This window comes from Robertmurraya korlensis NBRC 107688 (assembly GCF_001591645.1).
Taxonomy (GTDB): domain Bacteria; phylum Bacillota; class Bacilli; order Bacillales; family Cytobacillaceae; genus Robertmurraya_A.
On the sequence record NZ_BCVH01000005.1, the window covers coordinates 187,926 to 207,336 of the forward strand.

Here is a 19,411-nt window from a genome sequence, read left to right on the forward strand (position 1 = left end):
CTCCGGAGGTTTATATATGATTACTTTAAGCGTAAATTCTATTAGCAAAATGTTTGGTGGAAACACCATTTTTGAAAACTTATCTATAGAAATTCATGAAGGAGATCGGGTTGGACTCGTTGGTCGTAACGGCAGTGGGAAAACGACTCTTTTTAAGCTATTAGCTGGGGAGGAAATTCCTGATAGTGGTCAAATTCATCGGAGAAAAGGAACGACCATTGGTTATTTAAAACAGATACCTATTTTTCAGAGTGACACCACAGCCTTGGATGTGTTAAAAACTGCCTTCTCATCGTTAATAGAGATGGAGAAGCAAATGAAAGAGCTAGAATTACAGATGGCAAATCCTAATGTTTCTCCAGAGGGTCTTGATAGATGCGTGGAAAAATATGGACAGTTACAGGATCAATACACATTGCTAGGTGGATACGAAATGGATGCAAATATTGATCGTATCTCCAATGGTCTTTCTATTCAAGCTCTCTTAGATAAATCGTTTCAGTCTTTAAGTGGTGGAGAGAAAACGAAAATCGGATTAGCTCAACTCCTCTTAAAGCAACCGGATCTCTTGTTGCTAGATGAACCAACAAATCATCTAGATCTTATGTCAGTCGAGTGGCTAGGACAGTTTTTAAAAGAGTATCGCGGTACGGTGGTGATTGTGTCTCACGACCGATACTTTCTTGATGAAGTGGTGACAAAAATACTTGATTTAGAGGATGGAGAAATTACTTCGTATATAGGGAATTACTCTGCCTTTGTAAAAGAGAAGGAGGAGCGTCTCTTAAAGGAATTTCAGGCTTATGAAGAACAACAAAAGAAGATTAAGAAAATGAAAGAAGCCATTAAAAGATTACGTGAGTGGGCCAATCGAGCAAATCCACCGAATGAGGGACTTCATAAGCGAGCGCGCAATATGGAACGAGCGCTTGAGAGAATGGAGAAATTGGATCGACCTGTACTAAATCGCAAAAAGATGAATTTAGAGATGGAGGTGGCTGATAGAAGTGGCAAGGATGTTGTTGTCATGAAGGGGGTAAATAAATCCTTTGGAGAGCAAGTACTATTTCAGGATGCCAATCTCCACATTCAATTTCGCGAAAGGGTGGCAATGGTTGGTGAAAATGGGACGGGAAAATCGACCCTTATTAAAATGCTCCTCGGCCAAGAACAGGTAGATAGTGGGGAATTAAAACTTGGAAGTAATGTAAAGGTCGGCTATCTTTCCCAGCATATTTTTCCCGATAAAAAGGACGAAACGGTGATTGAATTATTTCGAGAAGAAATCAAGGTAACAGAAGGGGAAGCAAGACATATTCTCGCTCGCTTTTTGTTCTATGGGCACAGTGTGTTTCGCAAGGTATCCCAGCTGAGCGGCGGGGAGAAAATGCGACTTCGTCTAGCACAAATGATGTATCAGGACTTGAATTTTCTAATACTCGATGAGCCGACAAATCACTTAGACATTGAATCACGTGAAGTTCTTGAGGAAGCTTTGGAGGAATTCAATGGAACGATTCTGGCTGTATCGCATGATCGTTACTTTTTAGATAAGCTCTTTGACCGAATTTATTGGATTAAAGACAAAAGACTTCATCATTTTGCAGGAGGCTACCAATGGGCGAGAGAGAAACTGTTGGAAATGCAGCCTCAAAAAAAGGAATTACCACCAGGCCCCTCAAAAAAAACGAGGGTGACAGACACTGTTAAAAAGGTTAGTACGGTGTCGATAGAAGAAATTGAGAGCAATATAGAAAAAGTGGAAGCCCATTTAAAAGAATTAAACGAACAGCTTCAGTTGGAGCAGGAGCTCTCTATTATTCAAGAGCTTTACAGTGAAAAAGAAGCTCTTGAAAGCCATGTGGAAGAACTATATTCCCAGCTAGAAGAGTTAGCATAAGAAGGGGATTGCAGGTCATCCAAGTGAAAAGGGTTCCGTTTTCGGGTGCGTAAGTATAAAATGACTCATAAAATAGCGTGAGAATTGACTCACGCTATTTTTCTTTTAAACAAAGGATTTTTAGTTTAATTGGCACTCGATAGGACACACGTAGCAATTAGACTGACATATTATTATTTGCAATTAAACACTTTAAGCGAGTAACCCGTGGGTTTATACTACCAAAGAAATTTCTTTCTATCCCTGTCCGAATAACCCATGTATTCGGACACCCAAGGACAAATTCCCTCAACACCTGTCCAAATCCCTCTAATCCAAGCGATTGCTTGCTCTTATTTCCCTGATTTTGAGCGCAGAATGAATTTCATAAAATATTCTGGGAACTTGTCTCATATAGTGTAAGGTGAAAGCTATTAAATGTAAGGAGAGACAGCATGAGTGCATTTATGAAAGGAACGTTATTGTTGGTTGTTGCCACCTTTATGGGTGAATGTGTAGAGTTTATTGCGAATATGGTGCTTGCAAAGGAGTTAGGAGAGCATGGACTGGGCCTTTATATGCAAATTTTGCCGACCATCTTTCTTATTGTTATGCTTGCAAGCTTTGAGATGCCCGTATCCATATCGAAGTTTATTGCTGAAAGGGATGCTCGTTACCACAGAAGTATGCTTCAGCATGTGATTAAGCTAACAATTATTTTCACTTCTGTTTTGCTTGCTGCTGTCACTATTATTCTCCCGTTTATATCATCCTTTGATGTGTATCATCCACTGCTTCGCTGGCTTGTTATTCTATTGATTCCAATGATTTCTTTCTCTTCCATCGCGCGAGGGTATTTCATGGGAAAACAGCAAATGAGTAAGATTGCTTCTACGCAGCTTGTTCGAAAGCTTGTTCAGCTTGGTTTGCTGGTGTTCCTATTCCAGTTGTTTGAATTTCAGACAGATACGGCGATACTTATTGCCTTTTGTACATTTGTAGGGAGCGAGTTTGTTATCGTCCTCTATTTAATCCATACGTTCTTTATTCAATATCATGAGCTAAAAAGAAGACCGTCAGAGGCTCTTCCTAATCAAGAGGTAAGAAAGAGCCTGATGGCCGTTTCAATTCCAACTACTGGACTTCGGATTTTTCATTCTTTAACCCATGCGATTCAACCGTTTATTATTAAAATTGCTCTAGTTCATGCAGGGGTGAGTGAGCAGGTGGCGACGGAACAATTTGGAATGCTCACTGGGGTAGCGATGACCATCGGATTTTTCCCAGCCTTTATCGGTCACTCTTTGCTAATTATGCTTATTCCAACCGTATCAAAAGCATATGCTAATAAAGACTTTGACCGGCTTCAGAGACTGCTTCAGCAGGTATTAAAAGGGACGGCACTATACGGAATTCCGGCTATGGTTGTTTGCTACTTTTTCGCTGAGCCTCTAACCAGTATGTTTTTTAAATCGTCCGTAGCTGCAGGATACTTGCAGGTCCTCTGGCCGTACTTTTTGCTTCATTTCTTTGTTATTCCGATGCAGGCTTACTTGATTGGTCTCGGTCTTATGAAGGATGCCTTTTACCATACCGTTTGGTCATCGATTATCCAATTTACCATGATGTATTTCCTGGGCTCTCTCCACGAATTTCAAATGGATGGGGTTCTGATTGGGTTGAATGCAGGAGCCGTGCTACTAACGCTCATGCACTACGTAACTATCTGTAAAAAGATTGGTATCTCTCATTTCTCTTTAAAAAAACTAGCGAAAGAAAACCTTTAAAGGATTCCGCTTTTCTTGCTAGAATTAGGGAGTGAGAGGAGGGAGAAAAAGTGGAAGAAGAAAAGGTGTTAAGAGGACATCATCTCCTCTGTGTTCACGGCTTTAGAGGAATGGGGTATAGCCAAGCATTTGTTGAAAGAATGACGGAGATTGTAGCTAGAGTAAGAAATGAAAATGATGACTTTATGATAAAAACAGTAGCTGCCTTTGATGATGCTTGTATGGCTTGTCCTCATCGTGGCAACACAAAATGTGAAGCTAGTGAGGGTTCAAATGAGCATGTTTTGTCTATGGATGAAAGAGTATTAGCACACTTAGGACTAGAGAAAGAGGAGTCTTACTTGAAGTCAATGCTAGTAGCCTTAACAGCTGCCAGAGTTACTCCAGATGATTTGGATCATTTATGTAAAGGGTGCTCTTGGCTACCATATGGGGTTTGCAAAGAAGGAATAGAAGAGCTCCGAAAAAAATAAATCATTTCTACTAAAGTTATAGTAGAAAAAAGTAGAGCATTGCTTTAATTTGTTTAATCCTGTCAAAAGTACTCGAAAAATATAGGTTGAATGCGTTTGCTAAAACTAGCTAATGATGGTAAGATGTAAGAGAATTATTTTTGTTCGGTATGTAAGAAATCACTTCTTTATATCAATGAGAGCAAGGATAGTATTACAAGTGTCAAGGCACTAGGAGGTAACTCACAATGGAAAAAGGTAAAGTAAAATGGTTTAACGCAGAAAAAGGTTTTGGATTCATCGAGCGCGAAGGTGGAGACGATGTATTCGTTCACTTCTCAGCTATCCAAGGTGAAGGCTTCAAGACTCTAGAAGAAGGTCAAGAAGTTACTTTTGACGTAGAACAAGGACAACGTGGAGCACAAGCTGCTAACGTAAACAAAGCTTAATTTAAGCTTAAAAAAAGACTCTTACCGGAGTCTTTTTTTGTTTCTATTATTTGGCTAACTCTTTTAAGTTTTCGACAACACCTACATGATAGGGTGTTCTTGGCAGAGGTCCAATTAGCGCTTCGTATTTTGAACTATCAAGGATAACGGGTGTCTCATTTAAATACATCATCTCAGTAACTTCTCTCATCGAAGGATTAAATAGACCAAGAGCTGCAATCATCCGTCGTCCGATCGGCTTTACCTTCAATGGTTTATCAAGAAAACGAGAGGCGATTGCAGCAATTTCTTCTCCAGATATCGTCCCCGCACCAGAAATATTCCAGCTCTGATTGTAACAGTCCTCTCTCAACGCAAGCTCGACAAGTGCTTTTGCTCCGTCCTTCGTGTAAATAAATTCACGTGGAAGCTTCGTGTGGCCAACAAAGCCAGCAGATTGTTTTTTTAGCATTTGCTTAAAGGTATATTGAAGGATGGTGCTTTCAGCTTTTGGTCCATAGAAATCTGGGAAGTGGGCAATGATGTAGGGAACAGTAGATGTTTGAATTTGATTTTGTAGCTGTAAGCGAATGTTTCCTTTTTTCGTGTGAGGATCTCTAGGAGTATCTTCAGAAACAGGATTTGATTGCCTGCCGTACGAATAAATATTATCCACGTAAATGATCGGTTTTTTGTGGCTTTTACACTGAATAAGTATGGCTTCAAGAATACGAAATAATGCTGGATTCCACTTTTCATAGGGTATATTGATAGAGTGGAAAACGAGATCAACACTTTTGACTGCCTCGCTTAAGCTTTGTTCATTCATTACATCGCCAACCAATGTCTTTGCTAAATGCCCCCATTCCTGTTTGTAAGCAACTAGTTTTTCAGAGGAACGTGCAAAGGCAGTCGTTTCTATTCCTCTACTAACCAGTTCTTCTACTAAAGCAAACCCCATACCACCAGTTGCACCAAGCACTAATGCTTTTTTCATAATAATCTCTCCCCATATTATTAATTGACCACTGTTCAATAACTAGTAAAAATAAAAGGCTTGCTGCCCCTCATTTTTATTATTTTATTGCTTTTAATAGAAACTCCACATGCGATTTCGCTAGTTGCTTAACATCTTCAAAACTGGTCTCAGTCCGGCAATAATGGGTGACAAACCCATGGATCCCAATAAATAAGGACCATATATCCTTCGGTGTGAGAGGCTTTGCTGCAAGACTAGCAACCGCATTAGCAAAGTGTAAATAGCTATTATTAGGAGCCTCAAGCAAATAGCCCTTAATCTCTTCATCCTTAATAAGAAACATCACTTCATATTGAGGTTGATTGGTTAACCCAAAACGAATGTACTCAAAAAGAATCAGATAAAGCTTTTCCTCATTTGAGTTTGTTTGAGTGCCAAGCACTTCCTCAAGTACACAATCAAGTGTAAGAAAATCCTGAGTGACAATCTCATAAAATAATTCAGCTTTATTTTTAAAATGATAGTAAATGGCTCCGTGGCTACAGCCGAGCTCTTTTGCAAGCTTCCTCATAGAAAAGGAGGGATAGCCACTCGTTACAAATAACTCACGAGCCACGTTGATGATGGCGGTTTTTGTTAGTTCTTCTTGTGCCGATTTTCTAGGAGACAAAAGGTTTCACCTCATTAATTGAACACTGGTCAATTAAATAATACCTCCATTTCCTAATGTTGGCAAGTAATAATCATGAAGGTTGAAAAAAATGTGTGGAGGGAAGATAATGGTAGCATACTATTGGCATAAGGAGAGTAGAGAATGATACGCTTTGGTGTAGTGGGAACAAACTGGATTACCGAATCATTTTTACAGGCGGCAAATGAATTACCCAATTTTCAACTAACCTCTGTTTATTCACGAACAGAAGAGAAGGCAAAGGAATTCGGCGACAAATTTCAGGCTTCTCATTTATTTACAAGTCTAGAGGAAATGGCAAAAAGTGAACAGATTGATGCCGTGTATATTGCAAGTCCGAACTCTTTGCATGCAGAGCAAGCGATTCTCTTTTTAAAGCATGGGAAGCATGTTCTTTGTGAAAAAGCGATTGCCTCCAACAAAGCTGAATTGGAGCAAATGGTTCATGTGGCAAAGGAAAACAAGGTTCTATTAATGGAAGCATTAAAATCTACGTTTGTTCCAAACTTTGCAGTTATTAAAGAGAATCTCGGAAAAATTGGTCAAGTACGCCGTGTGTTCGCAAGCTATTGTCAGTATTCATCTCGTTATGATGCGTATCGAAGCGGAACCGTTTTAAATGCATTTGACCCTACTTTTTCAAATGGGGCACTCATGGATATTGGTGTGTATTGCATTTATCCAGTTGTGGCTATGTTTGGTAAGCCATTATCTGTTAAAGCATCTGGTGTCCTTCTTGAATCGGGAGTGGATGGAGAAGGAAGTATTCTCTTAACTTATAAAGATATGGATGCTGTGTTAATGTACTCTAAGATAACAAACTCTTCGATCCCTTCTGAAATTCAAGGGGAAGATGGAAATCTGGTTATCGATAAAATGAACACCCCAGAAAAGGTGGTCCTCGAATACCGAAACGGAGAAAAAGTCGACCTATCAGTACCGCAAAAAGTCGACTCGATGTATTATGAAGCAAAGGAATTCATCGAGCTTATTGAAAAAGGTGAAACCGAATCGAACATTAATACATACGAAAATTCTTTGGTAACGATGGAAATTATGGATGAAGTGCGCAAGCAAATTGGCGTGAGGTTCCCTGCGGATCATTAGAAACTGTGAATTAAAAAAACGGGCCATTTCATGTTTATGAGCTGGTCCGTTTTTCATTGTTACTCTTCACTTTTGTGGTGCTCGTGTGGTCCGCGGTCGGATCCGCCGTGGCGTCCTTTAAAAATAAAGCCGTTCTCTTCAAGCATTTTGTAATGCTCCTCAAAACGCTGAATCATTTTGTCGGCTTGTTCTTTTGGGATGACGCCGAATTCTACATACTTTTGAATCAGTTGTTTCTTCTGTTCCAAAATACTTTTATGTAGCTTTGCAAGCTCTGCCTTTTGAGCATCCGTTAGTTTTACCTCTTCGGTGTTCTTCGCATCCTGTGGCTTTTCCACTTCTGCAAATGAAGAGGTGACGCCAAAGATAGACATGGAAAGCAAACAAGCAGCCAAGACTCCAACAAATTTTCTCATCATACATCCCTCCTTTACTCAACACGAAGGTTAATTTTTCCTAAATACGCTTGAAATATGCATGAGTCATTCCTGGCAAGTGGAATAAAAAACCGTTGACACTTTCAGAGAAATTCACTATAGTAACTGTGACATATTCATATTCCCGTGTGTCGGGAGAGGTTCATAGCGAACACAACCCTCTATAAAAAACTATGGCTTTGATGAAACTATCAACCATATCCAATGAGGATATGGTTTTATTTTTTGAATCAAAGTTATGTTTTCTATGCCTCTTTTCGTTGTTGAACACGGTTCATATTAAAAGGAGGTTCTTTTTATGAGTGGAAGAAAAGATGAAGAATTAGAAGGCGTGACCTTATTAGGAAATCAGGGGACAAAGTATTTATTCGAGTATTCTCCTGCTATTCTTGAGGCATTTGATAACAAGCACCCAAATCGCGATTATTTTGTGAAATTTAACTGCCCTGAATTTACAAGTCTTTGTCCAAAAACAGGTCAGCCGGACTTCGCAACGATATATATTAGCTATATTCCTGATCAGAAAATGGTAGAGAGCAAGTCTCTAAAACTATACTTGTTCAGCTTTAGAAATCATGGAGACTTTCATGAGGATTGCATGAACATTATTATGAACGATTTAATTGAGTTAATGGATCCTCGCTATATTGAGGTATGGGGAAAGTTTACTCCTAGAGGTGGAATTTCGATTGATCCGTACACCAATTATGGCAAGCCTGGTACAAAATATGAAGAGATGGCACATTATCGCTTAATGAACCATGACTTAAATCCAGAGACGATTGATAATCGCTAATGATGAACATGGAAGCAGAGAGAAAATCTCTGCTTTTTATTTTTTGCTCTGTTACATATTAATAAAAGAAAAAACTAGATAAACGGCAGCTGCCCACATAATTAAGGCAGATATTTTATTAAGAATCAATAAAAAGTTTCCAGACTTATCAATTTTTCCTATGATTCTACCTACCAGTGAAAGCCCAATAAACCAAATCCATGAAACTATAATACAAGTAACAGTAAATATTATTCTTTCTTCTCCCTGATATTGTAATGAACTTGTACCAATGACCCCCACCGTGTCCATGATGGCATGTGGATTTAATAAAGAGACAGATGCGGCAAACAATACTTGTTTCTTTAAAGAAAATTTATTTACATCAGAATTTCTTAGACTATTTGGTTTACTATTCCATGTGTTCCATCCCATATACACTAAAAAAATAGCCCCGCCTGTGATTAAAATGATTTTCATCCAAAATGAACTTAAAATCAGTAAGGAAACACCTAAAACAGCAATTGTAATTAACAAGGTATCGCAAAGGGAAGCTGTTATAACCACGGGTAAAACATTGATATATCTTGGGTGTAGTGCCCCTTGGTTAAAAATAAAAACATTTTGGACACCCAGTGGCAGAATTAATCCAATTGCAAGAATAAACCCATGAATAAATGGTTCCATCATCCAACGTTCTCCTTTCTTTACATACTCTAAGCTCCATTGTACACTTCCACAGCTACATGATGGCCTTAAATGCTTATCAAAAATTATAAAAACAATAGCCTCATAAAGGCTTCTTTTGAACCTATCTTGTTATTTAATAAGAAATTAAGATTATTCTCTAATAAAGCTGATTCTTTAAAAAAATTCGACAAAATTCTTCATTTATTTTAAAACCTGACGATATAAAAGAAAAACATCGTTGGGGTGAGGGTATGTTCAAGAAAATTCAAACGAAAATCATGCTGACGGTCAGTATCCTTCTAGCAGTTACGTTACTAATTGTTTCGACTGTTACGTTTTTTAAAACGAAGGATGAGATGCTTTCTAGCGTGAGTTCGAGCTCAAGTGCGCAAGTAGATAGCTTAAAAAGCAATATTGATTTATACTTACATTTTTATGGAAGTTCGGTTGACCGATATAGCAAAGATAGTCGAATTATTGATTACTTAAAACAAGTAAAGGCTAACGAACAAACGGGTTTAGACACCTATTGGCCGATTGTTGACAAAGACTTTCAGGAATTTATGAACCTGAATAAAAATGCTGCAACTATCTATGTTGGAGCAGAAACAAAGCAATTTACGACTACCCCTGTTATCGAGCTACCGCCAGATTATGATCCAACGGGAAGACCTTGGTACACAGCTGCCGTTCAATCTTCGGGACAAACCATTTGGACGGATCCGTATGAAGATGCGAGCTCTGGAGAATATGTTGTCACTGTAGCACAGGCAGTTCTTGATCCAGAAACGAAGGAAACTCTTGGGGTTGTTGGAATGGATCTCAGCCTAGCAGGGCTTTCAGGAATTATTACAGAGACTAAAGTAGGATATGATGGATATTCACTATTATTAGACCAAAATGGTATGGCCTTAGTTCATCCAAAGGATCAAGGAAAAGATGTTAGTAAAAAGGCCTACTTTTCTACTGTAAATAGTGGAGAAAAAGGTGCCACTTCTTATACAGAAGGTAAAACGGATTACGAACTCTACTACCAGACCCTCGGTCAAACAGGCTGGAAGGTCGGTATGGTGTTTGAGACAAAAAATATATTAGAAAGTGCAAAAAGTCTTCAGGATGCCATTCTGATTATCGCAGCAATTGCCATTGTTATCGGTCTAGTCATTACCTATTTCTTGTCAAAGAGTATCGCAAAACCAATCATGCTTTTAAATAAGCAGGTTCAAGAGGTAGCAGCAGGAGATTTAACGATCCAGGTAGAGAGCAAATCAAAGGATGAAACAGGTCAATTAACAGACCATTTTAACATCATGGTTGAAAACATGCGTGAACTTATTACCTCTGTAGAAAAGTCAGTTGACAGTGTAAATGATTCCGCTTCTAGCTTAACAGCCGTATCGGAAGAAACGATTGCTGCAAGTGAAGAGGTAGCAAGAGCAACTGGAGAAATTGCAGCAGGTGCATATCAGCAAGCACAGGATGCAGAAGGTGCGAACCAAAGGGCAATCGGATTATCAACACAAATTGAAAAAGTAAAAGAAAATGTGGAAGACATGTCTGGATTGTCCAAGCAAGCGGAAGTCACGAATGCAAAAGGCTTAGAGCAAATGAACTTCTTAAGACAACGTGCGATGGAGAGCGACGAAGTCATTAAGAATGTTGGGACAGTGATCAATCATCTAGATTCAAAGGTAAAGGAAATCGAAAAGGTCATTCACTCGATTACGGAGATTTCCGATCAAACGAATCTTCTAGCCTTGAATGCAAGTATTGAAGCAGCTAGAGCAGGAGAAAGTGGTAAAGGGTTTGCGGTTGTTGCTGATGAGGTGAGAAAGCTTGCGGAGCAATCGGCGAAGGCAGCTCATCAAGTAAAGCAAACGATCTCCAGTATTGAAAAAGAAACAAAGCATGTCGTAAAGGAAATGGAACAGACAGTAGCCATTTCACAGCTACAAAGCCAAGCAGTAGGACAAACAGAAGTAGCGTTTAATGATATTTCACAAACCATTAACGCAATCGTCTCTTCGATTGGGTCCATTCGAACAGATGTTGACCATATCAATGATTTGAAGGATGACGTGGTAGCTTCTATCCAAAGCATAGCTTCTGTTGCGGAGCATTCAGCAGTAGCCTCAGATAGGGTCAGTGAATCAACAGAGGAGCAAGTACGTGCGCTCGATTCAGTAACACAGTCTGCTATTGAACTAAACGAAGCAAGTTCAAAGCTTGCTGAGATGATTAAGCGATTTAAAATATAATACATGACCGGTAGGACGAGATCCTACCGGTTTTTTCGTATGGAGGTTGGTATTGGTTTTCTTTCATCTGCCTATTATGATTAAAGGTAAGAAAATACTAAAGAGGGGTATTTTATGAAGGAACACATAATAGAAGTTCTTCAGCAAATTGAACGAGAATATGATGTTAAAGTGTTATACGCTTGTGAATCGGGAAGTCGTGCCTGGGGATTTCCTTCTAGGGACAGTGATTTTGATGTGAGATTTCTGTATGTACATAATAAAGAATGGTATTTATCCATTGACCAGGGAAGAGACGTCATTGAAGTGCCTAGTCAAGACTCCCTTGCAAAGGCGGTTCATCCACTATTGGACATGAGTGGGTGGGAGCTTACTAAGGCGTTGAGACTTTACCGAAAGTCTAATCCGCCATTTATGGAGTGGCTTCATTCCGGGATTGTCTATCATGAAAAGTATGGAACAGCAGAAAAACTTTTAGCCCTCGAACATAAAGTGTTTTCACCCGTAACCTGTCTTTCCCACTATGTTAGTATGGCTAAGAGAAATTTCCGTTCGTACCTGATGGAAGAGGAGGTAAATCATAAAAAATACTTTACGGTTCTACGTCCTATTTTAGCGGCGAAGTGGATTATAACGTACCATTCGATTCCTCCAATTGAATTTGATGTTCTTGTAAAGAAACTGGTACCCACGGGACCGGTACGGCAAGCCATTGAAGATCTAATTGATCGAAAAAAAATGAGAGCAGAGGATCAGCCTTTAAAGTTAGAACCCTCCATTAAGGTCCTTAATGACTACCTACATCAAGAAATCATACATATGGAAAGAAGGACTAAGGGATGGGATGAGGGTGATAAAGGTACATCCACACATTTGTTCAATGAGCTATTTAGAGAGCTGCTGGATGAGGCTTGGAAGTAGTTAAGGTATTAGAAATGGGTAATTTTAAAGCATATGATCCTCCGATAAGTTAAAACTAGTCTATAATAGAAAATAGAATAGCAATGGAGTGATTAGAATTGGCGAGAGTAAAAGCAAAAAGCAAGAGTGGAGTAGGAAAAGGTACGGGGAAAAAAGGCTGGACGCGTTGGCAGGCTGGAGCAAAAAAAGCGAAAAATGCAAAACCGTATAAAAGCAAGGGTGTAAAGCATGGATCTGGTTCAGGAGATGAGAAAGGGACGGCAGACCGAGCAGAAAAGTAGAGGTCCTATACTATTGATATGGGGAGAGGGTAAAGATGGATGCAAGATATCCGATTGGTACGTTTCAGTTAGAGGGAGACATAGATAGAACGTTAATGAATCACTGGATTGAGGAGATTGCAAGCTTGCCTAAAAAGCTAAGAGAGGCTGTTACAGACTTAACTGATGAACAGCTTGATACACCTTACCGTGAGGGAGGCTGGACGATTCGTCAGGTTGTCCATCATATCGCAGATAGCCATATGAATGCGTATATCCGATTTAAGCTAGCATTAACGGAAGATAGCCCAGTTATTAAGCCTTACGAAGAAGCTAGATGGGCTGAGTTAGAAGATTCAAAGCTACCTGTAGACGTGTCTTTGATGCTTATAGAGTCTGTACATATAAGATTGATTGTTCTTCTAAAGGCTCTAAATGAAGACGAACGGAAAAGAACCTTCGTCCATCCAGAGTCTGGGGTCGTTTCACTAGAAAAGAATATTGGTTTGTACGCATGGCACGGAAATCATCATCTTGCCCATATCACTAATGCAAAGCTGTAGACCATACAATGGTCTACAGCTTTTTTCTATCTTTATAGGTGATACGATTAATTTACAACATAAATTAAGTGGGAAACTTCTATTGTCATAAAATTTTCACAAATCCCAAAAACCTTATGTAACTAGCAATAGGTATCCAAGATTTTATGAAAAACATTCTCAACTAGGTTGACACTATTTGGATATAAATATATTATAGACTTTGTGATAATGATTATCATTATTAGATAATTGATAAAGAGGAGAGCCGATGAAGAAACGATATTTACTAATCGCGTTACTTATTCTTTCAGTTCTATCTCTTTTTGTAGGGGTAAGCAGCATTTCTCCAAAGATGTTACTTGACTTTCAATCAGAAGAAACTGAAATCTTTTTAATTAGCCGTGTTCCAAGGTTAATTGCTATTTTACTAGCAGGAGCAGGGATGAGTATTGCTGGTTTGATCATGCAGCAACTAAGTAGAAACAAATTCGTGTCTCCGACAACCGCTGGAACATTAGATGCGACAAGGCTAGGAATTCTCGTATCGATGCTATTTTTTGCGAATGCAACGATGTTACAAAAGATGGGGATTGCATTTGCCTTCGCATTAGCAGGAACTTTTCTTTTTATGCAAATCCTAGACAGAATTAAGTTCAAGGATGCTATATTTATCCCGCTGGTTGGACTCATGTTCGGTAATATTTTATCCTCGGTATCAACGTTTTTTGCGTATCGTGCAGATGTGATCCAGAACATGTCAGCTTGGCTACAGGGAGATTTTTCAATGATTATGAAAGGCCGTTACGAGCTGTTATACATAAGTATTCCGGTGTTAATAGTTGCCTATCTATATGCTAATCGATTCACAGTTGCCGGTATGGGAGAGGATTTTTCAAAAAACCTGGGTCTTGCCTATAAACGAGTGGTGAATATAGGGTTGGTATTAGTTGCTCTCATTACAGTGACGGTGGTTCTTACCGTTGGTGTCATTCCTTTTTTAGGTTTAATTATTCCTAATATTATATCTATTTTTAAAGGGGACCATTTGCAAAAGACCTTGCCACATACGGCATTGTTAGGAGCAATCTTTCTTCTAATAACAGATATTCTTGGCCGAGTCATTATTTACCCATATGAGATTTCTATCTCATTAATGGTCGGTGTGATCGGTAGTGGTATCTTCCTATTCTTGTTGTTCCGGAGGAAGGCGTATGCGTAATTCAACCAAGAATATTTTATTGATTTTAGCTGCAATAGTGGTCTGTGCTCTATATTTATTTCATGATTTAAATGGGAGCTATGATTATGCACTTCCGAGAAGAGGGTTTAAGGTAGCTGCGATGATATTGACTGGGGTAGCGATTGCCTATTCCACGGTTGTATTTCAAACCATTACCCATAACCGAATTTTAACTCCAAGTATTATGGGATTAGATTCCCTTTATATGCTTTTACAAACGGTCATTATTTTCTTTTTGGGTTCAACCCATGTAATCGTAACAAACAAGCAAATCAATTTCGGTATTTCAGTTGTCGCAATGATTGTTTTTGCTCTATTACTCTACCGATTTCTTTTTCAAAAAGGAAATCAACCAATCTACTTTTTGTTATTAATTGGAATTATTGTAGGAACGTTTTTCTCGAGCATCTCGACATTCTTACAGGTATTAATTGATCCGAATGAATTCCAGATTGTACAAGATCGAATGTTTGCAAGTTTTAATAATATCAATACCGATATTTTATGGATTGCGATTGGGATTGTAGGTTTGTTAATCATCTATGCATGGCGCTTCACTGCCTATCTAGATGTTCTGTCACTTGGCAGGGATAACGCTGTAAATCTAGGTGTCAATTATGATTCATTAGTGAAGAAAATGCTTATACTTGTTGCGGTGTTTATTTCCGTTTCAACAGCACTTGTAGGACCGATTACGTTTTTTGGATTAATTGTAGCCAACCTATCGTATCAATTATTTGGAACCTATAAACACAATATACTGATCATTGGTGCTGGTCTAATAAGTATTATCGCCCTCGTAGGAGGACAATGGATCGTTGAAAGAATCTTTACATTCTCAACTACACTAAGCGTTATCATTAACTTCATCGGTGGCGTGTACTTCATTTATTTACTGCTAAAGGAGAGTCGATCATCTTGATCCAAGTTCAAGCACTTTCGAAGTTTTATGGAAAAAAGAAAGTCGTAGAAGATGTAACTGTCTCGATTCAAAGAGGGAAGATTACTTCTTTTATCGGCCCGAATGGAGCAGGAAAGTCAACTCTGTTATCAATGGTCAGTCGTCTTTTGGATGCAGATACAGGTGAGGTACTGATTGATCAATCGAATATAAAAAAGATGAAGTCAAATGACTTTTCAAAAATTGTATCCATCTTAAAGCAATCCAATTATATGAATGTCCGTTTAACGATTCGTGAGCTGGTTTCATTCGGTCGCTTCCCTTACTCAAAGGGTCGCTTAACGGCTGAGGATGAGAAAATGGTTGATCAAGCAATCGAATATATGGCGTTGAAGGACATGGAAGACAGGTACTTAGATGAATTGTCAGGAGGGCAAAAGCAGCGCGCTTTTATCGCAATGGTTATTGCTCAAGACACAGAGTATATCTTACTGGATGAGCCGTTAAATAATCTGGATATGAAGCATTCTGTGCAGATTATGAAAATTTTACGCCGTCTGGTGGATGAGCTTGGAAAAACGGTGGTAATTGTTCTTCATGATATTAATTTTGCTTCAGTGTATTCCGACCGTATCGTTGCTCTAAAGGATGGAAAGGTCGTAAAGGATGGACCAACAAATGAGATTATCCAATCAACTGCTTTGAAGGAAATTTATGATATGGATATTCCCATTCAAGAAATGAACAACTGCAGAATCTGCGTTTACTTTAATTCATAAAAAAGGGGATAGAAAACATGAAGAAGTTAGGTTTATTTTCAATTATTGTCACGATGCTATTTTTACTAGCAGCATGTGGAGGCAAAGAAGAAGCGAGCACAACAGCTAGCACAGAAGGAGAAAAAACAGAAGAAGAGTCAAAGGAAGTAACCATTAGTCATCAATATGGTGAAGTAACGCTAGAAAAGAGCCCTAAGAAGGTAGTCGTATTTGATTTTGGAGTACTTGATACATTAGATGCATTTGGTGTAGACATAGTAGGTGTTCCACAAGCAACCGTTCCAAAGAGCTTAGAGAAGTATGCTAGCTCAGATTATACAAACGTAGGAAGCTTAAAAGAGCCTGATTTTGAAGCGATTCATCACCTAGAACCAGATGTTATCTTTATCTCTGGTAGACAAGCGGAATTATATGATCAATTTGCTGAGATTGCCCCAACTGTTTTCATTGATGTAGATTATGCTAACTATATGTCTTCTCTAGAAAAGAATTTTGAACTTTTAGCAGAAATCTTTGAAAAAGAAGATGTGCTTGATTCAAAAATGGAAGAGTTAACAGCAAGCATTGACGAGCTTAACAAGGAAGCTACAGCTTCTGAAAGCAAAGCTCTGATTTTATTAGCAAATGAAGGCAAGGTAAGTGCCTACGGACCTGGTTCACGTTATGGATTCGTTCATGATGCATTTGGATTCAAAGCCGTTGACGAAAACCTAGAAGTATCTCAACATGGTCAAAGCATCACATTTGAATACATTCTTGAGAAAAATCCAGATGTTATTTTCGTGATCGACCGTTCTGCTGCAGTTGGCGGAGAAGTTGGTGCAAAAGAAACGATTGAAAATGAGTTAGTGAAGAAAACCAATGCTTATAAAAACGGTAAAATTATTTACCTAGACGCTGTAAACTGGTACATCGCTGGAAACGGTGTTGAATCAACAAAATCAATGGTAGAAGAAGTGAAAGCAGCACTTAACTAAATGGGATAGCCGGACTTTGTTCCGGCTTTTTTACCAATAGGAGGTTATCTACATGTTTTATCAAATGAAGAAAATCGTTGTGGAAGAAGGACACTCTCCAAAGGTGATTGAACGCTTCTCACAGCAAGGCGGGTTGATGGCAGAGCAGCCAGGATTTATTGACAAGCAAGTACTATTGAAGAAAAGCCGTCGCGGGAACGAAGAAGTCATTGTCATGATTCGTTGGGAATCAGAAACAGATTGGAAAAGCTGGGAAAAGCATCCTGAACATATTGCAGGGCATAAAGCCAATGCTGGGAAACCGAAGCCAGAGTATATAGTAGAAATAAGTCAGGATGTATATGAAGCACAAATATAAAGAAGACGCCAACTAGTTGGTGTCTTTTTTAATGCTTATCGGCCCTCTGGTCTATAAACACAGTGCCCTTCTCGTCAACCTGAGCAATCGCTACATCCATTACATTATTAATTCCACTATATTGAAGGGTATTTTTGATCCAGTTTTCATCCTTTCCAGCTGCTTGGAGACTGCCCCTCATGACTTTACCGTCAATAATAAATGTTTGCGGAATTCCACGGGAAGAGGGAGTGATTTTTAAATCGACATTTTTCGTGTACTGCTGGGATCCCTTTTTTTGTGCAGAAATCGTACCATCGGTCTCCAAAAAGGCAAAGTCAACCTCATCTAAGTAGAAAATATTTTTCTTTCGTAAGAGAAATAAAAGATCATCCATCGTTAAACGTGCTTTTTCCATCCCTTCTTCGAGAATTTTTCCATTTTTAATAATAAGTAACGGTTCCCCATTAAAAATCTTACGTGTTCTATACACTTTTATGGATAAAACATCTGTAATTAAAACTAAGATACCAAATAAAACAATGCCGTACATCCCGATTGGGTTAGGGATGGCTTGACTAAAAACAAAGGAAGCGCCAAGTGAGCCAATGGTAATACCTGCAATATAATCAAAGAAGGTCATTTGAGCAATAAGCTTTTTCCCTAAGATACGACACATTATAAATAATGTTAAGAAAGTTGCAATCGTACGGATTGTGGCTTCGGTGAAACTCATAATCATTCCTCCAATTTACTTAGCCTTGAAGGGACCCTTCAAGGCAGAAAACTTATTGTAGATTTAAAGCTGTTTGAGCTGCCTGCTGGTCAAGGCGAAGTTGTTCTAACACATCTACCGGATGATAGTACCCTTTGTTAATCATATAGTTGGTAATCTGCTCATGAGAACGAATCGTATCATTTAGTTGTTCCGTCAAAGCTTGACGTAGTTCTGGTGTAGCACATTCAGAAATAGCAATGGCATAATTTTTAATGGCTGATTTAGCTGACATTAATAAATCAGCAGCAATGACTTGTTCTGTCATGGCGCTCATTTGACCAGCTTGGTTTGAGCCAGTTGTCGTATGACCCATTCCAGATTGGTTGGAAGTCGGCATATCATTACTCATTCCAGACTGGTTTGTACCAGCCATACCACTTTTCATTCCAGCTTGGTTTACGTCAGATGTATTTAAAACCGTTGGATCAACGCGTTGTGAAGAGCTATAACTAGTTTGTCCTGACTGTTCCATGTATTTATTGCCCCTTTCGTGGTACAAATTGTTGCAATGTCTGAATATGATTTTTCGTTTGAGTAACGTCCTGTGTCAATAGATTTTTAAGCTCATTATCCTCTACCATTCCACTCATCGTTGAAGATTTAGTTAAGCAAAGACTTTTAAATGCCATTAGCTCATGTAGTTCAAGTGTTTCGTGTACGCCAAGTGTTATTGTTTTCAAAATAGACACCTCCTTTTAGTGCACAAAGGTAATATGTCCATAAATAGAATTTGAGTGTCTGGTTATTATTGGAGAAAGTTTTGTAGCTTTATCCGTTCTCGTTTGGGAAAGGTAAAAAGGGAGGTGAGTGATTTGAACGATAGATCCGAAAAACAACTAAAAACAAACTCATATGAGGCCGATGTTGAAACAAAAGGAACGAAACATTTAAAAGGAGCTCCAAAGCCCCATGAATATGGAGGAAGAGTGACAGAGAATAGTGAGTGACTGGAGAAAAATAATAAACTGGCCAATATGCAACTTGGCCAGTTAGGTTTTTGTTTTATGGTAGCTTTCTGGAAGGGACAAAGTTTCCGGTCGTATGTTTCCCATATACGATAGATATGGGGTTTGACGCAGGTGAATATTCAACATAACTTTGCTTACCCATAGAGATAGTTAGTCCATGAATAACTACATCTGAGTGAGAAAAGGGATGCGAGTAAAACGTGTTGTAAGGGTAAATAGGAT

Annotated in this window: 23 protein-coding genes; 16 read left to right on the plus strand and 7 right to left on the minus strand. The window is 38.8% G+C overall.

All coding sequences use genetic code 11. From position 1 onward, the window contains the following. Positions 1–16 precede the first annotated feature (16 nt). The 4 genes from abc-f (at position 17) to BKO01S_RS09900 (ending at position 4,567) form a co-directional block, all read left to right on the plus strand. Entirely contained in the window at positions 17–1,900 is a 1,884-nt protein-coding gene (gene abc-f, locus BKO01S_RS09885; RefSeq protein ID WP_066052585.1) for a ribosomal protection-like ABC-F family protein, read from the plus strand. Between the two features lie 434 nt (positions 1,901–2,334). Then, positions 2,335–3,666 carry a polysaccharide biosynthesis protein gene (locus BKO01S_RS09890; protein WP_066052588.1) on the plus strand — a complete coding sequence of 444 codons (1,332 nt, stop codon included), beginning with the start codon at positions 2,335–2,337 and terminating at the stop codon, positions 3,664–3,666. A 110-nt stretch (positions 3,667–3,776) separates the two neighbouring features. Next, on the plus strand, positions 3,777–4,139 hold the full coding sequence (locus BKO01S_RS09895; protein WP_066052770.1) for a DUF1284 domain-containing protein: 363 nt from the start codon (positions 3,777–3,779) through the stop codon (positions 4,137–4,139). 227 nt (positions 4,140–4,366) lie between these two features. Next, positions 4,367–4,567: a cold-shock protein gene (locus BKO01S_RS09900; protein ID WP_066052591.1), complete on the plus strand. Its 201-nt coding sequence runs from the start codon at positions 4,367–4,369 to the stop codon at positions 4,565–4,567. Positions 4,568–4,613: 46 nt separating this feature from the next. Here the strand turns inward: BKO01S_RS09900 and BKO01S_RS09905 are convergent, their stop codons facing one another. Both BKO01S_RS09905 and BKO01S_RS09910 read right to left on the minus strand, forming a co-directional pair. Further along, positions 4,614–5,543, minus strand: a complete 930-nt coding sequence (locus tag BKO01S_RS09905) for an SDR family NAD(P)-dependent oxidoreductase (protein WP_232311208.1) — start codon at positions 5,541–5,543, stop codon at positions 4,614–4,616. Positions 5,544–5,622: 79 nt separating this feature from the next. Beyond that, complete coding sequence (locus tag BKO01S_RS09910; RefSeq protein ID WP_066052594.1) at positions 5,623–6,195, minus strand: TetR/AcrR family transcriptional regulator; 573 nt, start codon at positions 6,193–6,195, stop codon at positions 5,623–5,625. A gap of 144 nt (positions 6,196–6,339) precedes the next feature. Between BKO01S_RS09910 and BKO01S_RS09915 the strand changes: the two genes are divergently transcribed. Continuing rightward, positions 6,340–7,323 (plus strand): Gfo/Idh/MocA family protein, encoded by a 984-nt coding sequence (locus BKO01S_RS09915; protein ID WP_066052597.1) that lies wholly within the window; start codon positions 6,340–6,342, stop codon positions 7,321–7,323. A gap of 59 nt (positions 7,324–7,382) precedes the next feature. Here the strand turns inward: BKO01S_RS09915 and BKO01S_RS09920 are convergent, their stop codons facing one another. Next, positions 7,383–7,739 carry a YckD family protein gene (locus BKO01S_RS09920; RefSeq protein ID WP_066052600.1) on the minus strand — a complete coding sequence of 119 codons (357 nt, stop codon included), beginning with the start codon at positions 7,737–7,739 and terminating at the stop codon, positions 7,383–7,385. Positions 7,740–8,058: 319 nt separating this feature from the next. Here BKO01S_RS09920 and queF point away from each other — a divergent pair, with 319 nt between their 5' ends. Beyond that, positions 8,059–8,556: a preQ(1) synthase gene (queF, locus tag BKO01S_RS09925; RefSeq protein ID WP_066052603.1), complete on the plus strand. Its 498-nt coding sequence runs from the start codon at positions 8,059–8,061 to the stop codon at positions 8,554–8,556. A gap of 51 nt (positions 8,557–8,607) precedes the next feature. Here queF and BKO01S_RS09930 read toward each other — a convergent pair whose 3' ends face one another. Beyond that, on the minus strand, positions 8,608–9,225 hold the full coding sequence (locus BKO01S_RS09930; RefSeq protein ID WP_066052606.1) for a LysE/ArgO family amino acid transporter: 618 nt from the start codon (positions 9,223–9,225) through the stop codon (positions 8,608–8,610). A 251-nt stretch (positions 9,226–9,476) separates the two neighbouring features. Here BKO01S_RS09930 and BKO01S_RS09935 point away from each other — a divergent pair, with 251 nt between their 5' ends. The 9 genes from BKO01S_RS09935 (at position 9,477) to BKO01S_RS09975 (ending at position 17,464) form a co-directional block, all read left to right on the plus strand. Then, positions 9,477–11,483 carry a methyl-accepting chemotaxis protein gene (locus BKO01S_RS09935; RefSeq protein ID WP_066052609.1) on the plus strand — a complete coding sequence of 669 codons (2,007 nt, stop codon included), beginning with the start codon at positions 9,477–9,479 and terminating at the stop codon, positions 11,481–11,483. Between the two features lie 114 nt (positions 11,484–11,597). Further along, entirely contained in the window at positions 11,598–12,404 is an 807-nt protein-coding gene (locus tag BKO01S_RS09940) for a nucleotidyltransferase domain-containing protein (RefSeq protein ID WP_066052612.1), read from the plus strand. Positions 12,405–12,502: 98 nt separating this feature from the next. Then, a complete protein-coding gene (locus BKO01S_RS09945; RefSeq protein ID WP_066052615.1) occupies positions 12,503–12,685 on the plus strand; it encodes a DUF3934 family protein in 183 nt (60 codons plus the stop codon). A gap of 35 nt (positions 12,686–12,720) precedes the next feature. Beyond that, positions 12,721–13,227, plus strand: coding sequence for a YfiT family bacillithiol transferase (locus tag BKO01S_RS09950; protein WP_066052618.1), 507 nt, complete (start codon positions 12,721–12,723; stop codon positions 13,225–13,227). Between the two features lie 250 nt (positions 13,228–13,477). Then, a complete protein-coding gene (locus BKO01S_RS09955) occupies positions 13,478–14,428 on the plus strand; it encodes an ABC transporter permease (protein WP_066052621.1) in 951 nt (316 codons plus the stop codon). Continuing rightward, positions 14,421–15,371, plus strand: coding sequence for an iron chelate uptake ABC transporter family permease subunit (locus tag BKO01S_RS09960; protein ID WP_066052625.1), 951 nt, complete (start codon positions 14,421–14,423; stop codon positions 15,369–15,371). The genes BKO01S_RS09955 and BKO01S_RS09960 overlap by 8 nt, the downstream gene beginning before the upstream one ends. Continuing rightward, on the plus strand, positions 15,368–16,129 hold the full coding sequence (locus BKO01S_RS09965) for an iron ABC transporter ATP-binding protein (RefSeq protein ID WP_066052628.1): 762 nt from the start codon (positions 15,368–15,370) through the stop codon (positions 16,127–16,129). Before BKO01S_RS09960 ends, BKO01S_RS09965 begins: the two co-directional genes overlap by 4 nt. Positions 16,130–16,146: 17 nt before the next feature. Beyond that, positions 16,147–17,106 carry a siderophore ABC transporter substrate-binding protein gene (locus BKO01S_RS09970; protein WP_066052631.1) on the plus strand — a complete coding sequence of 320 codons (960 nt, stop codon included), beginning with the start codon at positions 16,147–16,149 and terminating at the stop codon, positions 17,104–17,106. A 52-nt stretch (positions 17,107–17,158) separates the two neighbouring features. Further along, a complete protein-coding gene (locus BKO01S_RS09975; RefSeq protein ID WP_066052634.1) occupies positions 17,159–17,464 on the plus strand; it encodes an antibiotic biosynthesis monooxygenase family protein in 306 nt (101 codons plus the stop codon). Between the two features lie 28 nt (positions 17,465–17,492). Here BKO01S_RS09975 and BKO01S_RS09980 read toward each other — a convergent pair whose 3' ends face one another. The 3 genes from BKO01S_RS09980 to BKO01S_RS09990 form a co-directional block, all read right to left on the minus strand. Then, positions 17,493–18,179: a DUF421 domain-containing protein gene (locus BKO01S_RS09980; RefSeq protein ID WP_066052639.1), complete on the minus strand. Its 687-nt coding sequence runs from the start codon at positions 18,177–18,179 to the stop codon at positions 17,493–17,495. 52 nt (positions 18,180–18,231) lie between these two features. Beyond that, positions 18,232–18,495, minus strand: a complete 264-nt coding sequence (locus BKO01S_RS09985; RefSeq protein ID WP_066052776.1) for a spore coat protein — start codon at positions 18,493–18,495, stop codon at positions 18,232–18,234. Positions 18,496–18,697: 202 nt separating this feature from the next. Beyond that, a complete protein-coding gene (locus BKO01S_RS09990; protein WP_439951039.1) occupies positions 18,698–18,892 on the minus strand; it encodes a hypothetical protein in 195 nt (64 codons plus the stop codon). A gap of 141 nt (positions 18,893–19,033) precedes the next feature. On the opposite strand from BKO01S_RS09990, the gene BKO01S_RS25010 reads away from it, so the two are divergent. Further along, a complete protein-coding gene (locus BKO01S_RS25010) occupies positions 19,034–19,168 on the plus strand; it encodes a hypothetical protein (RefSeq protein ID WP_269748513.1) in 135 nt (44 codons plus the stop codon). Positions 19,169–19,411: the final 243 nt, after the last annotated feature.

Excerpts from the sequence above, each read along its gene's own strand:
- abc-f (WP_066052585.1), top strand. The coding sequence starts at position 17 with ATGATTACTTTAAGCGTAAATTCTATTAGCAAAATGTTTGGTGGAAAC.
- BKO01S_RS09890 (WP_066052588.1), top strand. The coding sequence starts at position 2,335 with ATGAGTGCATTTATGAAAGGAACGTTATTGTTGGTTGTTGCCACCTTT.
- BKO01S_RS09895 (WP_066052770.1), top strand. The coding sequence starts at position 3,777 with ATGGGGTATAGCCAAGCATTTGTTGAAAGAATGACGGAGATTGTAGCT.
- BKO01S_RS09900 (WP_066052591.1), top strand. The coding sequence starts at position 4,367 with ATGGAAAAAGGTAAAGTAAAATGGTTTAACGCAGAAAAAGGTTTTGGA.
- BKO01S_RS09905 (WP_232311208.1), bottom strand. The coding sequence starts at position 5,543 with ATGAAAAAAGCATTAGTGCTTGGTGCAACTGGTGGTATGGGGTTTGCT.
- BKO01S_RS09915 (WP_066052597.1), top strand. The coding sequence starts at position 6,340 with ATGATACGCTTTGGTGTAGTGGGAACAAACTGGATTACCGAATCATTT.
- BKO01S_RS09920 (WP_066052600.1), bottom strand. The coding sequence starts at position 7,739 with ATGAGAAAATTTGTTGGAGTCTTGGCTGCTTGTTTGCTTTCCATGTCT.
- queF (WP_066052603.1), top strand. The coding sequence starts at position 8,059 with ATGAGTGGAAGAAAAGATGAAGAATTAGAAGGCGTGACCTTATTAGGA.
- BKO01S_RS09930 (WP_066052606.1), bottom strand. The coding sequence starts at position 9,225 with ATGATGGAACCATTTATTCATGGGTTTATTCTTGCAATTGGATTAATT.
- BKO01S_RS09935 (WP_066052609.1), top strand. The coding sequence starts at position 9,477 with ATGTTCAAGAAAATTCAAACGAAAATCATGCTGACGGTCAGTATCCTT.
- BKO01S_RS09940 (WP_066052612.1), top strand. The coding sequence starts at position 11,598 with ATGAAGGAACACATAATAGAAGTTCTTCAGCAAATTGAACGAGAATAT.
- BKO01S_RS09950 (WP_066052618.1), top strand. The coding sequence starts at position 12,721 with ATGGATGCAAGATATCCGATTGGTACGTTTCAGTTAGAGGGAGACATA.
- BKO01S_RS09955 (WP_066052621.1), top strand. The coding sequence starts at position 13,478 with ATGAAGAAACGATATTTACTAATCGCGTTACTTATTCTTTCAGTTCTA.
- BKO01S_RS09960 (WP_066052625.1), top strand. The coding sequence starts at position 14,421 with ATGCGTAATTCAACCAAGAATATTTTATTGATTTTAGCTGCAATAGTG.
- BKO01S_RS09970 (WP_066052631.1), top strand. The coding sequence starts at position 16,147 with ATGAAGAAGTTAGGTTTATTTTCAATTATTGTCACGATGCTATTTTTA.
- BKO01S_RS09975 (WP_066052634.1), top strand. The coding sequence starts at position 17,159 with ATGTTTTATCAAATGAAGAAAATCGTTGTGGAAGAAGGACACTCTCCA.
- BKO01S_RS09980 (WP_066052639.1), bottom strand. The coding sequence starts at position 18,179 with ATGAGTTTCACCGAAGCCACAATCCGTACGATTGCAACTTTCTTAACA.
- BKO01S_RS09985 (WP_066052776.1), bottom strand. The coding sequence starts at position 18,495 with ATGAGCGCCATGACAGAACAAGTCATTGCTGCTGATTTATTAATGTCA.